The following is a 15,817-nucleotide window of genomic DNA, read 5'->3' on the forward strand; positions in this document are numbered from 1 at the left end:
TTTGAACTGACTAGTCAGTTCAAAATCCGTGGAGTGTGTCCAGTGCAGGTCCGTGCCGACCGGGTGTCCCTGAAGGGTCCCCACGGCCCCTTGTTGCCGCCTACCTCGCTCACCGTCGAGGAGGGCTGCCTCACCGTCGTGCACGGCGAACCGGGCGTCGGCATCACCGCGCTGGCGCTCGCGCTGGCCGGACGGTTGAAGCCGACCACCGGGACCGTGACCGCCGAACCCGAGGGCGACCTGCGGCGGCTCGTGGCCGTCGTGGACTCGCCGGGAGTCAGCGAGCCGGACGAAGCCTTGTCGCTGCGCATCGTCGCCGGCGAAGAACTGGCGCTCGCACACCGTCCTTCCAGCAAGGATGCTGTCACAGCCTGGCTCTCCCAGCACGACGCGGCTCCGTACGCCGACAGCCGGTTCGAGAATCTCGAGCCCGCGCTGCGCATCCGGCTGCTCGCCGCGCTGGCCGCCGAACGCGACGGCGTGCGCGTGCTCGTCCTCGACGCGCCCGACCGGCACACCAGCAACGTCGAGACCTGGGCCGCGGTCGCGAAGGAGCACGCCGCCCGCGGGTTCGCGGTGGCCGTGCTGGCCGCGACGACGCCCGAGTCGGCGCTCCCCTGCCCGCCCGCCAAGGTCGGCGAGGCCGTACAGCCGGACCCGGTCCGGCTGTACGCCCCGCCGGAACCCGCCGAGGCCGAGCAGACCCGGCAGCTCCCGGACACCGCCGAACTGACCGCCGAAACCGAGAACTCCGAGGGAGACCGGGCATGACCACCCCCCACAAGCGGGCCGGCGGACTGAACGCGTTCCGGATCGCGCGCAACGAGCTGCGCAGGCTGTCCACCGGGACCCTGCCGAAGCTCGCCATGTTCGCGCTCGTGATGGTGCCGCTGCTGTACGCGTCGTTCTACCTCTACGCGAACTACGACCCGTACGGCCGCCTCGACAAGCTGCCGGCCGCGGTGTTCACCGAGGACGCCGGCGCGAAGGACTCCGGCGGGGCCGAGCGCAACGTCGGCCGCGAGGTGACCGACGAACTGGTGAAGTCCGGCACCTTCCAGTGGCACCAAGTGTCCGAAAAGGACGCCCGGGACGGCGTGCGCGACGACAAGTACTCGTTCGCCATCGGCATCCCGCACGACTTCTCGAAGGCGCTGCTGTCGTCCGGCAATTTCGAGCCGGAGCAGGCGACCATCACGCTCACCACCAACGACGCCAACAACTACCTGTCCGGCACCATCGCGAAACAGGTGGCCGACCAGGTCCGCAAGACGATCGCGGAGAAGGTGGGCAGCGAGGCGGCGGACAAGTTCCTCGTCGGCTTCTCCACCATCTACGGCAAGATCTCCGAAGCGACCGACGGGGCCAAGCAGCTGGCCGACGGCGCGGCGAAACTCCAGACCGGGCAACATCAACTGTCCGACGGCGCGGGCCAGCTCGCCACCGGGTCGAGCAGTCTCGCGACCGGGCTGGGCACGCTCAAATCGAGCACCGCGCAGCTGCCGAGCCAGACGCAGAAGCTCGCCGACGGGGCGGGCCAGGTGGCCGACGGCAACCAGAAGGTGGCGAACGCGGGCTCGCTGGCCGCGTCCGCCTCGTCCGACGTGATGGGCCGGATCGACAGCTACCGCGGCCAGCTGGCCGCGAAGCTGCAGGAATCCGGGATGTCGGAGGATCTCAAGAACGCGATCCTGGCCGACTACGACAAGCTGCGCACGGACGCGAACCAGGCGAACGGGAAGATCCAGTCCGCCAACGGCGACCTGCAGAAGCTCTCCAGCGGCGCCCGGCAGGTGTCCGACGGGGCGCACCAGCTCGCGTCGGCCTCGCCGCAGCTGGCCAACGGGATCGCGCAGGCGTCCGACGGCGCGAACCAGCTGCGCGACGGCGCGGCGAAGCTCAACGGCGGCGAGAAGACCGCCGTCACCGGCACCGACCAGCTCGCCGACGGTTCGGCGAAGCTGCGCGACGGGCTCGCCGCCGGGCTGAAGCAGATCCCGAACCCGGACGACCCGACCCGGACCGCCACCGCGAACACGATCGCCGACCCGGTCGCGGTCACGTCGAACGGCGTCGCGTCCGCGGGCACCTACGGCGCCGGGCTCGCGCCGTTCTTCATCTCGCTGGCCACCTGGATCGGCGCGTTCGTGCTGTTCCTGCTGATCCGCCCGCTGTCGACGCGCGCCCTCACCGCCGGCGCGTCGCCGCTGCGGGTGGCGCTCGGCGGCTGGCTGTCCTCGGCCGTGCTGGGGCTGGGGCAGGTGATCGTGCTGTTCGCCGCGGTGACCTGGCTGGTCGGCATCCACGTGGCGCATCCGCTGGGCGCGATCGGCTTCGCCTGTCTGGTGTCGCTGGCTTTCACGTCGATCGTGCACGCGCTGAACGCGCTCTTCGGCGCGGTCGGCAAGTTCCTCGGGCTCGTGCTGCTGGTGCTGCAGCTGGTGAGCGCGGGCGGCACGTTCCCGTGGCAGACCATTCCGGACGCGCTCTATCCGCTGCACATCGTGCTGCCCATGGGCTATGCCATCGACGGGTTCCGGCACCTGCTGTATTCCGGCGCGTCGCTGCAGATCCTCGGTGACGTAGGGGTGCTGGTCGCGTACCTCGTCGGCGGGATCCTGCTGTCCACTCTCGCGGCGCGCAAACACCGGGTGTGGTCGGTCTCGGCGCTCAAGCCCGAGCTGAGCCTGTGAGGGAAACGACCAAACGGAAGCTCTTCGAGGCCACCTTGCGGCTGTCGGCCAGTCGCGGATTGGTCGGGCTGACTGTTGACGACATCGCGGCTGAGGCCGGGGTCGCCAAGGGGACCGTTTACTACAACTTCGGGTCCAAGGACGGGCTCGTCGACTCGCTGCTCCGGTTCGGCGTGGATTTGCTCGCCGGGCGGTTGCGGGCTGCCGGGTCGGACGACGATCCGTTGGCGGTGATCGAGGCTCAGGTGGATACGACGCTGGAGTTCATCGCGGAGTATCCGGGGTTTTCGCAGATCGTGGTCAGCGAGTTGTGGCATACGCCGGGGCGGTGGCACGACACGTTGGCGTTGCTGCGGGAAGAGTTGATCGCTGTCGTGAAGGCGCAGCTGGAGCGGTTGGACGCGGCTGGGCGGTTGCCGGAGGGGCTGGACATCGCTACGGCCGCGGCCGGGTTGTTCGGGACGATGCTCGTGGTGGCGTTGGATTGGCAGGTTTTCCATCCGGCGCGGGATCGGGCGGATGTGCTGGGGTCGGTGATGTTGCTGATTCGCGGGGTCAAGAGGTGAAGCTCGGGGGGTGGCCTTTCCTGGGCGACGTGGTGGGGCCCGGCGTTCGGTGCCGGGCCCCTGGGGGTTAGTGGCAGTTGGCGCAGCAGCCGCAGCCCTTGCCGGTGCAGGCGGAGCAGCATCCGTGCCGCAGGACGGTCTGGAACAGGCGTTTGATCATTGCTCGGTCCTTCCGGGTTGGTTCTTCCTGCGTGGGTCACGCTAAGTGGGGTCGTGGTTACTGGGGTACCGCTGACTGGGCTTGGGGGCGGGTGAATCCTCCCTCGGGGTGTCTCGGCTCGTCGCCTGGCGGCGACATCGCGCCACTTGCTTGCGTGGGGCACCCCGAAGCTTGATTGTGCTGACGGTCTGAGGGTGCTTGTCAAGGCGGGAAAGATGCCTTGACAAGCACCCTCAGACCGCAGGAGAGCTTCGTATCGGGGTGCGGGGGTGGTGTGGGTGCACCGACAGTTGGGTGCATCGGTGGCGGTTTCGTTCGTGGCGGGGCTAGCGCCCCAATGTGGCATTGGGTGCATGCGACGCACCCAATGTGGCGTTCGTTGCGTCTGACGCACCCAATGCCGCATTGGGGCGCATCGCGGGCGGGTGGGGCGCTGGCGGGTGGGGCGTGAAGGGCTCCTTGAGGGAATCCACGTCCGTGAAGGAGCCCTTCACGGACCGGCGAACGGTCGTGAGGGCCACCCTGGGGGAATCAGAGTCAATGAGGGTTCCCCTCACGGCTTCACTGTCCACAGGGGACGTTGAGCCAGTCTGCGTTGGGGATGCTTTTTCTCGTGTCTTCTAGGCGGGTCAGCAACGGTTCCAGTTGGGTGGGGTCTGCGGTGTATTCGAGGATTGCTCGGTAGAAGGCGCCGGTCATGGTTTTGGGCATTAGGTCGGAGGCGTCGAAGCAGACGGGTTTTCCTGAGGTGAGGGTGTCGGCGACCTTGCGGCGCACTGGGTCGCGGTAGACGTTCTTCGCGACAGCGGTTCCTGCGGAGAAGGCGGTCGCGTTGGGGTTGCCTGCCCAGATTTGCTGGGCTTCCGGCGAGACCAGGAACTCCAGGAACTGGCGGGCTTGCGGGGTGTCGGCGAACATCGCGGCCAGGTCCGCCGAAACCTCTGACGCGCCGGAGCCGGGGAACGGGAAGAAGTCGTAGTCGGTTCCCGGTTGCGGGCGGGGGCCGGCCGGGGTGTGCAGGTGCATGGTTTGGTAGCTGCCCATCGCGAACGAACCCTGGTGTTCCATTCGGCAGCCTGGCGGGTCGGCGAAGAGGGGGCGGGCTGCGTCTCGGAAGTCGGTGAGCAGGGCGGAGGGGGAGCCGCCTTGGATGCCGCCGGGGTGTACTGCCAGGGTGCCCCAGTCTTGGAACGCTTTGCGTACTGGGTCTGAGGTCCACGGGAGAGTTCCGGCGGACCATTGGCGGTAGATCTCCGGGCCTGCGGAGTGCAGCAGGATGTCTTCGATCCAGTCGGTGCCGGGCCAGCCGGAGGTGGGAGGGGCGGCTAAGCCTAGGCACCAAGGGGTGTTCTGGCTGTTCGCCAGGGTTACCAGCTGCGGCCAGGTGGTGGGTTTCGGGCCCGGCAGGGTTGCTGGGCGGTACCAGATCGCGCTTTTGAGGTCGGCCTTCACCGCGACGGAGTAGAGCTTTCCGGTGCCGAGGCGTTGCAGGTTGACCCATTGCCTGCCGTAGAAGGATTCGGCTTGGGGTTCCAGGAAGTCGAGGGGTTTGATTTCCTGGCGGCGGGCGTAGTCGGCCAAGAGGCCGGGGCTGGACAGGACTGCGATGTCGGGGGCGGCGCCTTGCTGGACGTCGGCGGCCAGGACCTGCTCTACCGCGCGCGTGCCTTGATAGTGGACTTCGATGCCGGTCTTCGCTTCGAAGCGTTGCTTGACCTGGTTGAAGGCGGCTTCCTCGCCTTCGGTCCAGACGCCGATCACCTGCAGCGTGTTGCTGCCTGCGGCGACTCCGCACGCCGACGAAGCCGCTACCAGCGCGGCGGCGGCCAGCAGGAGCAAGTTCTTCCACAGTGGACGGTTCATGGGCGGTACCGGTATTCGTCGATCCTTCGGTACAAGCCGACGACGGTCAGGGCTCCGGCGAGGATCAGGGCGGCCGGGACCAGCACTGACAGGCCGCCGGATTCGGTGGCTGCGGTTCCGGCGGACGTCACGGCGCGGGCGGCGGACGTGATGGCGTTCTGCGCTGGAGCGGTGGTCGAGGCGGAGAGGGTTTGGCGGCGGAAATCGTCCACAGTGGACCCGCAGCCGGGTGGGCCGCAGCGTTGGTACAGGAGGGCGGCTAAGCGGGCGTGGCCGTCGGCGTCGGCGGCTTCGATGCTTTTCTCTCGGACGGCGACTGCTTCGTCCACGCTGCTGCGCACGGTATCGAGGCGTCCGGCGAGGGCGGCGGCCAGCAGCAGACCCGCGACGACGCCCAGTCCTAGGGCGGTCGCGCCCAGCAGGGGCAGGTTCAAGCGGCGGCGGAAGCGTTGGCGGAGGAAGACCTGCGTCGACACCAGCAGGGCGAGCAGGACGAGCGGCGGCAGGAGCCAGAGGATCAGCGGGCCCGCGCTCATCCTCGTGCCGGAGATCTGGGTGTCCAGGGCGGCGCGTTCGTCTTTTTGCAGTTTGCCCAGCAGGTCGAGGACGTTGTCGGGGCCGTGCAGCAGCAGCGAGGCATACCAGAGGTCGGCCAGCCCGACCAGTTCCCCGCCGGGTTGCCGGAAGTGCGCGTCCGCTTGGCCCATGGCGCCGGAGTACGACGCGACCAGGCCTTCGACGGTTTGCAGGGTTCCGGTGCCAGGCTCGCCTGCCTGGTTGAACTCCGCGACGCGCGCGAGGCTTTGGCTCGCCGACGCCATCCGGTTTTCGTACTCCTGTCCTGGACCGGCCAGTTTCGCTTCGCCGGAAGCGAAACTGGCGATGGCGGCGGCGTCGGCGGACACGAGGGCGTCCCGCGCGGCCGCGACCTCGAGGATCGCCCGGCTGGTCGCGGACGAGATCTGGTCGGCTGTCCGGACCACGCCGCTCACCGCGAGGTACGACGTGACCAGCGCGAGCACGGTCCCGGCCAGCAGCACTGCCCGGATCCGCACGAGCGCTTGTCGTGTCCGCAGCGTCACGCGGCACCTCCGTCGAACCGTTCGCCGCACTCCTCGCAGAATCGCGCGTCGCACGGGTTCGGGTTTCCGCACTGCAGGCAGATCGCCGGTTCGGCGTCCGGAACGGGCACGGCGCGGGTGTCGCGAGGTTCGCCGCCGACGTTCGAGACCGTGGAGACCAGCAGGTTGAGCAGTTCGCTGCGGGTGACCTCGGGGCGCAGGCGCACGTCGTCGCCGTCCGTTTCGACTACCCGGGCGAGCCGGCGCAGCACCTCCGTGTTGCCGGTCCGCGTGGCGATTTCGACGGCCTGGCCCCATTCCCGCGCCGCTCTGGCGTGGTCGCCCGCGGCGTAGGCCTCGTCGGCGTTGACCAGTGCCTCGCTCAACTCGGCGTGCATGGTGTAGCGGCGCACCTTCGGGTCGACCAGTGTCGGTGCGACCGGGTCGCGGGTCCAGTGCGCCAGAACGGGCACCGCCGAATCCGGTGAGCCGTCGACCTCGACCCAGGCGAGCATCCGGTCGGAGCCGTATTCCGGTGGAGCGTCTGCCGAAACCTCGACCGCGAGCTGGAATTCCCGGGTCTCGCCGGCGCTCCAGGAGCCGAGGGAGAGGACCGTTTTCCGGTCGCCGTCGGGGACGCAGCGCGAGGTCAGGTCGTATTCGCTCGGCCAGACCTGTTTCACGAACCGGAGCGTGGTCTGCTCGGTGACGCCGATCCGCAGCCGCGCCGACGGGATGACCTTGGCGAGCGCCGCGGCCATCAGTGCGCGGAAGTCGTCGACCAGGTCTTCGTCGCGCACCACCGAGTCGACGGAACCGCGCAGCACCCGGCCGATCTCGACCAGCTCGGCGCGTTGCCAGCCGTCGCCGATTCCCCTTGCGTCACAGACGAATTGGCCTTCACAGGCGTCCAGCTCGCGACGCAGTGCCTCCGGAGATTGCGACTGGTTGTTCCCATCGGTCAACAGGATCGCGTGGCGCACTGCATCCGGCACCGAAGCGAACAGGTGCCTTGCGCACTCCAGCCAGGTGCCCATCGCGGTGCCGCCGACCGCGACGAACCGCTCCACTGCGGCGACTGCGGCTGCCCGCGTTTCGTTCGACGCGACCGCGAGACCGAACTCCGCCGGATACGCCAGGTCGGCGCGCTCGGTGCCGCGGACGACGGCGAAAGCGACGCCGTCCGGGAGGGCCCAGATCGCCGCGGCTGCGGCCCGGCGCGCGGCGGCGATCTTCGTGGGCGGGTAGCGCATCGAGGTCGAGCAGTCGACCAGAAGCACTTCCGCGCCCGGCGGACGAAAAGCGGCGTCGCCGTCGGCGCGCGCGGAAACGGTGACCACGGCCTGCATCGCGGTGTCGCCTTCGCCGAGGTAGCGGTTCTGATGGACCTCGACGTCCCAACCCTTGCTCATCCCTCGCCCCTTCGCCGCCTACACCCAGGTCGTCGGCCTCGTCTCGTTCGCGCGGTCGACCAAAGCGTCGTGGTACTCCGCCGAACCCGCCCGGCGCGCGATCCGCCGGTACGACTGCTCCACCAGCAGCCGAAGCCCGTGCTCGTCGAGCCGTTCGCCGAGCACCGGGCCCGGCGGCATCCCGCGCATCCCGGCCAGGTAGCACCGCAGCGCGCTCTCGCGGACCTCTGCGGTGAGCCGATCCGCGGTGTCGCGGTCCACTTCCAGCGCGGACAGCCGGTCGATCGCCTCGGCCAGGTCCTCGATGTCGGGCAGGGCGTCGCCCACCGGCAGGATGCCCGCGCGCACGCGGATTCCGGCGATCCGGGCCGCCTCGTCGTGCCGCGAGTACTCCGGGACCTGGTCCAGCAGTTCCACCGCGGCCGTGCGCTCGTCCAGCTGCAGATGCCCGCGAGCCAGCCCGAAAACGGCGTTGACCTGCAGATGGTCGCGCACCCACAGCGCGTCGTAGTAGCGCGCCGCCTTCTTCGGGCCGCCGCAGTGCTCCGCGCACAGGCCGAGCGCGAGCTTCGGCGTCTCCTCCCCCGGGATGTCGCGGTGGACGCGCTCGAACCAGGTCTGCGCGGTCTCCACGGCACCGGCGGCGAGCGCGACCAGCCCGCGATGCCAGGCGATCCGCCAGTCGTGCTTCGCCCGGGCACCGAGCAGTTTCTCGGCCGCGTCCACTCGTCGCGAGGCTTGCTCCGTGCCGGTTGAGTCCATTTCGGACAGTTCGATCCAGGCCCGGCAGCGGCGCAGCTCGACCTCGACCGTCGAGTCCGCGCGTTCGAGTTTCTTCAGCAGCCGAGCGGGATCCGGTGCGCGGACGGTGCGCAGGAAGGTGACCGCCGGATCGTGCGGATCCTCGTGCGGCACCGGCAATCCGAGCGCGATGTCGAGCGGTGCGGGCAGCGCGCCGAGCGGGCCCGCGGTGCGCCAGGCGCGACGCACCCACTCCCCGACCGGCCGCGGCTGGCCGAGCCCGGCGTCCAGCAGTACCGCCGCCTCGGTGAACAGGGTGGAGATCGACGGGCGCGACTGACGATCGCGCAGCGAAAGGATCTCGTGCAGGACGCCGTCGAGTTGCACGAGCATTTCGCCGGTGGTGGCGAACCGGTGCTCGTACGGCCCGGTCGCGCGGTCGAGCACCTGGGTGAAGGATTCGACGCCGAGCGCGATCCGTTTGTCGGCCGGACGCGGCCAGCCGTCGCTGCAGCGGAACAGGTCGCGCAGCGTCGCGCCGACGGTGTGGATGTCCGAGCGCACGGTGAGGCCGTGCTCGTCCAGTTCGGTCGCGCCGATCTGGAACCGCGGGTTGCCGACGATCGGGCTGGTCTGGTCGCCGATCTTGCGGATCGCGCCGAAATCGATCAGCTTGACCCGCTTCTCGCCGTGGATCACGTTCTGCGGGCTCAGATCGCAGTACAGCAGCCCCTGTTCGTGCAGGTAGCCGAGCGCGGTGAGGATCTCCCGGCCGTACGCCACGACGTGTTCGACCAGGAGTTTGCCCTCGGGCCCGTCGAGCATCGCGCGGCCGCGCCGCATCACCTCCGCGAGCGGGAGGCCGTCGACGAACTCCATGACGATGTAGCGCGCGTCCGGCCCGCCGTGCGGATCGGGATGCGTGGCGACGTCGTGGATCCGGACGATGTTCGGGTGGTCGAGCGAGGTCAGCACCTGGCTCTCGGTCTCGGCGATCCGCACCGCGGCTTCGTCGCCGGTGTTGAGCAGGCCTTTCAGCGCGACGTACTGCTTCAGCCGCAGGTCGGTGCCGAGGTAGACGTACCCGAGCCCGCCGCGGGCGATGCAGCCGTGCACCTGGTAGCGGCCGTCGACCACGTCGTCCGGAAACAGCTTGGGAGAGAAGGAAAACGGCGTCCCGCACTGCGAGCAGAAGCCTTCGGTGCGCGCGGGACGGCCACCCGCCGAGCGGCCGACCGGCGCGCCGCAACCGCGTTTGCCGCAGTACCGTTCGTCCTCGGCGACGTGCGGATCGGCGAGGACGCGCCCGGCGATGTCCGGCAGGACGACTACCGGGAGCGGGATGTAGTCGTCGCCGGTGCCGTGCCCGGCGGTCTGCTGCTCCCGCGTGACGACGGTGTCGGCGATCCGGCTCGCGCCCGGAGCGGGGATGACGAGCGTCGCGTCGGCTTTCGGCGGCGGCTTCTTCGGCTCGGATCCCGGCGCCCAGCCGCATTTCGCGCAGAACCCGGCGCGACTGATCGTGCCGGAGCAGTTCAGGCGGGCGCAGGCGGTCATCGATTCCCCTTGCGCACCGCGGCACCGAACGCCTCGACGGCCGCCGCGGCCTCCTCCGGATCGCACGCGCCGTCGTACAGCAGATGCCAAGCGTTGGCGTACAACGAATCCAGCAGCGGATCCTCCACCCGGCCAGCTGCGCGGGCGCGCTCTCCGTAACCGTCGAGACGAAACCTCAACTCGGTACGGCGGTCATGTGCCGCGTCCAGCCGATCGCGTGCGCTTTTCGCCGCGGCCAGATCGGCGGCCACCACCCCGGCGACCTCCTCGACGTGTCGTTCCGCCCACGCGACCTCACCGAGATCGGCGGCTTCCTGCAACCGGCTCACCGCGCCACGCCGGCGACGCACTCGCGGCGGCGGAATGTCGCTCACCGCGAACCGCGGGGCCAATTCGGAGAGGTGTTCCTCGATCGCGGCGAGTTCGTCGATCTGCTTGTCCAGCGCGGAAATCCGGCGCGCCAACCCGTCCGGGCGCGCTCCGTTCCGGCGCGACCGCAACTCCGTCAGCCCCGGCGACGACTCGCGGCGGAACCCGAGCGCGAGCCGGATCCCCAGCCCCGCGGCGCGGTCCGCGAGCGGCGCGAGCACCTCGCCGATCAGCTGTTCCGGCTCGGCCGCGTCGTCGATCGCGTTCACCACCACCGTGCGGCCGACGCCCGAATGCGTCACCCCGTTGTCCAGCGTGAGGTCAAGCCGCTCGGCGAGCCGCTGCCGCACCTGAGCCGAGGTCTTGCCCGCCGCGTCCACCGCGAGGTCGACGCTTCCCGCCGGCGGCAAGGTTTCCTTGGCCAGGGTGTCGCGCAGTGCGTTCGCCGCCGCCGAACGCTCCCGGTCGGCAAGCACCACCGCGAGATCCAGCGCGGCGGCCTTCGCGGACCCGGCCTCGCCGGTCACGACGATCCACACGCCACGCCCCTCGCCGAACCAGCCCACGACCTCGCGCGCGAACTGCGGGTCGTAGGCGACCCGGTCGAGTTCGCGGCCGAAGGTCTGGTCGACGGCCGGGCTCCCCCGCCCCCACCGGTCCGCGCCGAGGTAGCCGAGAATCGTCTCGACCGGGATCATCCACGCGACCCGCTCGCCCTCGGCCTGGTAGCGGGACACGACCATGCCGACCACGCGGCCGGTCTCCTCGTCGAGCACGGCGGTGCCGCTGAACCCGCCGGTGATCGGCTGGTCGTCGTTCTTCCGGCCCAGCTGCACCCATTCGCATCCGGGCCCGCCCTCGCCGGCGAGCTCGCCGAACGTCCACAGCCCCTCGTCCGCGCCTTCCGGAAACCCGTAGGCGCGCACGGCCTGCCCGTCGGACAACGGCATCCGGTACAACGGCGCGCCCTTGGCTCCCGGCACCCGCTCGGCCAGCCGCAGCACGGCGATGTCGCCGCGCTCGTCCGGCCCCGGCGGCACCCACGCCCCCGGCACGACGCGGCCGGAACCGACCGGGGTGCCGGGCAGCCCGACGAAATCGACCAGGACGTCCGCGTCCGGCCCGCCCGCCCGCTCGACGACGTGCGCGCAGGTGAGCACATGGTCCTCGTCGAGCATGGTGCCTGCCCCGCGGATCCCGCCGGTGCGGTCGCGCAGGCGAACCCGCCAGCGTCGACGCTCGGCCTGGTACCCCACGAGGGGACCCTACGCCGCGCGATCGGCGGCCCGGGCGGCGTTCGCGGAAAGTGGCCCACGCTGGAGCAGCAAGCTCACCCGTTCAGCGGCGTGCAGACACTTCTCGTGGGTGACACCGGTTTCGGGGAGTCGCATCGTGCTGGCGGGCAGTCAGATCGCCGCGACGGTGGTGGCGATCTTGCTTGGGTTGGCGGGCAAGGGTTCTGGGCCTTCCGCGCCCGGTTCGACGCGGGTTGGCCGAGGCGACCGGCGAATCTGCGGAGGCTGCTGATTCGGGTTTGCCCGGCTGGGTTCGCTACCTATTCCGTTGCCCGTGCGGGCTTGCCCGGCTGGGTTCGCTACCGATCCCGTTGCCCGCGCGGGTTTGCTCAGCTGGATTCGCTACCGATCCCGTTGCCCGTGCCGGTGTTCGCCTTCGGCGCAGAGCTGTCGCCGGTGCCGCCGATTCGCGCGCTTGCCCGGATGTGCCGCCGATTGCCTTGCCCGCGGCGAAGATCCGTGAATCCCCGCTCGTGCTCGTCCGAACGGGCGAGCCGCCGATTTCTTTCGTCCACGCCGACGAACCGCGATCGCTGGCCGGACTCCCTCGCCCGCACGGCCGACTCGTGCCCGCCCGCTCGGACTCGCCGAGTCCGTTCCAGCCCCGCTGTGCCTGAGTGCCCGGGACCAGTCGCCGACCGGCCCCGGGCGTGCCTCAGCTCAGTGCGCGGCCTCGTTCCACGAGCGTCCGTATCCGACCGAAACCTCCAGGGGCACGGTGAGTTCCGCGGCAGAGCCCATGCCCTCGCGGACCAGTTTCTCGACGTCCGCACGCTCGCCGTCGGCGATTTCCAGGACCAGTTCGTCGTGGACCTGGAGCAGCACGCGGCTGCGCGAGCCCGCTTCGGCGAGGGCGCGGTGCACGTTCAGCATCGCCACCTTGATGATGTCGGCCGCGCTGCCCTGGATCGGGGCGTTGAGCGCCATCCGCTCGGCCATTTCGCGGCGCTGCCGGTTGTCGCTGTTCAGGTCCGGCAGGTAGCGGCGGCGGCCGAAGATCGTCTCGGTGTACCCGCGCTTCGCAGCCTCCCCGACGACCGACTGCAGGTAGTCGCGCACCCCGCCGAACCGCGAGAAGTACGCCTCCATCTGCTCTTTCGCGTCTTCCGTCGAGATCTTCAGCTGCTGCGACAAGCCGTACGCCGACAAGCCGTACGCCAATCCGTACGACATCGCCTTGACGCGGTAGCGCTGTTCCGCCGTGATTTCCGCGGCGGGCACGGAAAACGCGCGCGACGCGACGAACGTGTGCAGGTCCTCGCCGCTGTTGAAGGCCTCGATGAGGCCCTCGTCCTTCGACAGGTGCGCCATGATCCGCATTTCGATCTGGCTGTAGTCCGCGGTCATCAGCTCGACGTAGCCGTCGCCGACCACGAACGCGTCGCGGATGCGCCTGCCTTCCTCGGTGCGCACCGGGATGTTCTGCAGGTTCGGCTCGATCGACGACAGCCGTCCGGTGGCCGCGATCGTCTGCTGCAGCGTGGTGTGGATGCGCCCGTCGTCGGCGACCGATTTGATCAGGCCCTCGACCGTGGTGCGCAGCCGCGTCGCGTCGCGGTGTTCCAGCATGTGCTGCAGGAACGGGTGCTCGGTCTTCTCGAACAGCGACTGCAGCGCGTCCGCGTCGGTGGTGTAGCCGGTCTTGGTGCGCTTGGTCTTCGGCATGCCCAGCTCGTCGAACAGCACCACCTGCAGCTGCTTCGGCGAACCGAGGTTGATCTGCTTGCCGATCACCTCGTACGCGGATTCCGCGGCCTGCGTGACCCGGCTGAGGTAGTGCGCCTCCAGCTCGGTGAGCTGGTCGACGTCGACCGCGATGCCCGCCGCTTCCAGTTCGGTGATCACTTCCAGCAGCGGGAGTTCGAGCTCGGCCAGCAGCTTCGCGCCGCCGAGCTCCTCCAGTTCGGTGGCAAGCGCGCCGGCCAGCTCGAAGACCGCGCGGGCCTTCACCAGTTCGGCGGAGATTTCCTTCTGCTCCAGCTCGTCCGCGCCGCCGTCGAGCAGCGACAGCTGGCCGTCGCCGTCTCCCGCTTCCGAGCGCAGCTCGCGGTGCAGGTAGCGCAGGGCCAGATCGTCCAGCCCGAACGTGCGCTGCCCCGGCCGCGCGAGGTATGCGGCGAGCGCGGTGTCCATGCTGAGCCCGCCGAACGTCCAGCCGCGGGAGCGCACCGCGTGCAGCGGCACCTTCAGGTCGTGGCCGATCTTGCGGATCTTCGGGTCCGCCAGCCACGCCGACAGCGCCCGGTCGTCCGCCTCGTCCATCGCCGTGACGTCGACGTACGCACCCTCGCCGTCAGCCGTGGCGAAGGCGACCGCCTTGAGGTCGGAACGGACCGACGAACCCGTGGTGCGGAACGACAGCGCGACCGGCTCGGCCGCTCCGGCGTGCGCTTCGAGCCACGCGCCGAGCGCACCTGGCGCGAGCGCGGAGCCGGACACCTCGAAGCCTTCCTCGGCCTCCGGTTCGGCGCTGCTCAGCGTCTCGAACAGGCGGTCGCGCAGGACGCGGAACTCCAGCTCGTCGAAGAGCCGGTGCACTGCCTCGCGGTCCCACGGGCGCAGCTCCAGCTGGTCCGGCACGGACTCCAGCGGCACGTCGCGGACCAGTTCGGTGAGCTGCCGGTTGAGCTGCACCGAGGACAGGTGCTCGCGCAGCGCGTTGCCGACCTTGCCCTTGACCTCGTCGACCCGGTCGATCAGGTCGGCCAGGCTGCCGAACTGCCGGATCCACTTGGCCGCGGTCTTCTCCCCCACGCCGGGGATGCCGGGCAGGTTGTCCGACGGGTCGCCGCGCAGGGCCGCGAAGTCCGGGTACTGGGTCGGCGTGAGGCCGTATTTCTCTTCCACCGCGTCCGGCGTGAACCGCACGAGGTCGGAGACGCCCCGCTTCGGGTACAAAACAGTCACCCGATCGGTGACGAGCTGCAACGCGTCGCGATCGCCGGTGCAGATCAGGACGTCGTAGTCCTCGCCCGCCTGCGTGGTGAGCGTGGCGATGACGTCGTCGGCCTCGTAGTTCTCCTTCGTGAGCGAAGGGATGCCGAGCACGTCGAGCACCTCTTTGACCAGGTCGACCTGGCCGCGGAACTCGTCCGGCGTGGCGCTGCGGTTGGCCTTGTAGTCGGCGTACGTCTCCGACCGGAAGGTCTTGCGCGAGAGGTCGAAGGCGACCGCGAGGTGCGTCGGCTTCTCGTCGCGCAGCAGGTTGATGAGCATCGAGGTAAAGCCGAAGACCGCGTTGGTGACCTGCCCGGTCTTCGTGCGGAAATTCTCCGCGGGCAGGGCGAAGAAGGCGCGGTAGGCCATCGAATGGCCGTCGATCAGCAGCAGCCGGGGTCGTTCCTGCGCACCGGCGGCGCCTGTGGTCTTGGCAACGGTTCGGTTCTCACTCGGGCTCACGGGGGCGAGTCTAGGGTGAGGGTCTGACACTCTTGCGTGTCGCATAGGTTGAGGAGCAGAGAGTGACCGAGCAGACGGCGGAAATCACGCCGGGCCAGTTCGCGGGCATGGACCCCGCGGCCGCGGACCAGCAGCTGAACGACAAGATCGGGCTGAAGCTCGTGGAGCTGACCCCCGAGCGGGTCGTCGGCACGATCCCCGTCGAAGGCAACCTCCAGCCCTACGGCCTCCTGCACGGCGGCGCGAACGCCACCGTCGCCGAAGCCCTGGGCTCGGTGCTGGCCGCACTGAACGCAGGCCCGGAACGCGCCGCGATGGGTCTTGAGCTGTCCTGCACCCACCACCGCGCAGTCCGCTCCGGCACCGTGACCGGAGTCGCGACCCCCCTGCACGTCGGACGAGGCACCATCACGTCGGAAATCGTGCTCACCGACGACGAAGGCCGCCGCACCTGCACCGCCAGGCTCACCTGCGTCGTCCGGGACCGCCCGCCAGGCGCCTAATCCCACGGAGAGGCGGTCGTGAGGGGAACCCTGAGGAACTCTGATTCCCTCAGGGCTCCCCTCACGACCGTCCGCGCCCAGGATCGACACACCCGCACCCGCTGCTGAGAAACCCCCAATGCCACATTGGGTGCATCCCACGCACCCAATGCGGCATTCGTTGCGTCACATGCACCCAATGCCACATTGGGGCGCTAG

The 15,817-nt window shown here is 69.7% G+C and carries 10 protein-coding genes; 4 read left to right on the plus strand and 6 right to left on the minus strand.

All coding sequences use genetic code 11. The annotated features are described in order from the left end of the window. Positions 1-42: 42 nt before the first annotated feature. Genes WA670_RS41345 through WA670_RS41355 form a run of 3 tightly spaced genes read left to right on the plus strand, consistent with a single transcriptional unit; the run spans position 43 to position 3,259 of the window. The gene (locus WA670_RS41345) at positions 43-771 is read left to right on the plus strand and encodes an ABC transporter ATP-binding protein (protein ID WP_336161574.1); all 729 of its coding nucleotides are present in this window, start codon (positions 43-45) and stop codon (positions 769-771) included. Positions 772-797: 26 nt separating this feature from the next. Next, positions 798-2,693 carry a YhgE/Pip domain-containing protein gene (locus WA670_RS41350; RefSeq protein ID WP_336161594.1) on the plus strand — a complete coding sequence of 632 codons (1,896 nt, stop codon included), beginning with the start codon at positions 798-800 and terminating at the stop codon, positions 2,691-2,693. Next, positions 2,690-3,259 (plus strand): TetR/AcrR family transcriptional regulator, encoded by a 570-nt coding sequence (locus WA670_RS41355; protein ID WP_037818094.1) that lies wholly within the window; start codon positions 2,690-2,692, stop codon positions 3,257-3,259. Before WA670_RS41350 ends, WA670_RS41355 begins: the two co-directional genes overlap by 4 nt. A gap of 721 nt (positions 3,260-3,980) precedes the next feature. Here the strand turns inward: WA670_RS41355 and WA670_RS41360 are convergent. The 6 genes from WA670_RS41360 to polA all read right to left on the minus strand — a co-directional run bounded on the left by WA670_RS41360 (position 3,981) and on the right by polA (position 15,116). Further along, the gene (locus tag WA670_RS41360; RefSeq protein ID WP_336161575.1) at positions 3,981-5,282 is read right to left on the minus strand and encodes an ABC transporter substrate-binding protein; all 1,302 of its coding nucleotides are present in this window, start codon (positions 5,280-5,282) and stop codon (positions 3,981-3,983) included. Then, positions 5,279-6,364, minus strand: a complete 1,086-nt coding sequence (locus WA670_RS41365) for a hypothetical protein (protein ID WP_336161577.1) — start codon at positions 6,362-6,364, stop codon at positions 5,279-5,281. Before WA670_RS41365 ends, WA670_RS41360 begins: the two co-directional genes overlap by 4 nt. Beyond that, positions 6,361-7,755, minus strand: a complete 1,395-nt coding sequence (locus WA670_RS41370) for a VWA domain-containing protein (RefSeq protein ID WP_134668003.1) — start codon at positions 7,753-7,755, stop codon at positions 6,361-6,363. Before WA670_RS41370 ends, WA670_RS41365 begins: the two co-directional genes overlap by 4 nt. Positions 7,756-7,773: 18 nt before the next feature. Then, positions 7,774-10,053 (minus strand): serine/threonine-protein kinase, encoded by a 2,280-nt coding sequence (locus tag WA670_RS41375; RefSeq protein WP_336161580.1) that lies wholly within the window; start codon positions 10,051-10,053, stop codon positions 7,774-7,776. After that, the gene (locus tag WA670_RS41380) at positions 10,050-11,678 is read right to left on the minus strand and encodes a trypsin-like peptidase domain-containing protein (protein WP_336161582.1); all 1,629 of its coding nucleotides are present in this window, start codon (positions 11,676-11,678) and stop codon (positions 10,050-10,052) included. The genes WA670_RS41375 and WA670_RS41380 overlap by 4 nt, the downstream gene beginning before the upstream one ends. A 699-nt stretch (positions 11,679-12,377) precedes the next feature. Continuing rightward, positions 12,378-15,116, minus strand: coding sequence for a DNA polymerase I (gene polA / locus WA670_RS41385; RefSeq protein WP_336161583.1), 2,739 nt, complete (start codon positions 15,114-15,116; stop codon positions 12,378-12,380). A 107-nt stretch (positions 15,117-15,223) separates the two neighbouring features. Between polA and WA670_RS41390 the strand changes: the two genes are divergently transcribed. Continuing rightward, the gene (locus WA670_RS41390; protein WP_162836026.1) at positions 15,224-15,619 is read left to right on the plus strand and encodes a PaaI family thioesterase; all 396 of its coding nucleotides are present in this window, start codon (positions 15,224-15,226) and stop codon (positions 15,617-15,619) included. Positions 15,620-15,817 lie beyond the last annotated feature (198 nt).

Origin of the sequence: Amycolatopsis sp. VC5-11, assembly GCF_037034185.1 — a bacterium.
Classification (GTDB): domain Bacteria; phylum Actinomycetota; class Actinomycetes; order Mycobacteriales; family Pseudonocardiaceae; genus Amycolatopsis; species Amycolatopsis nivea.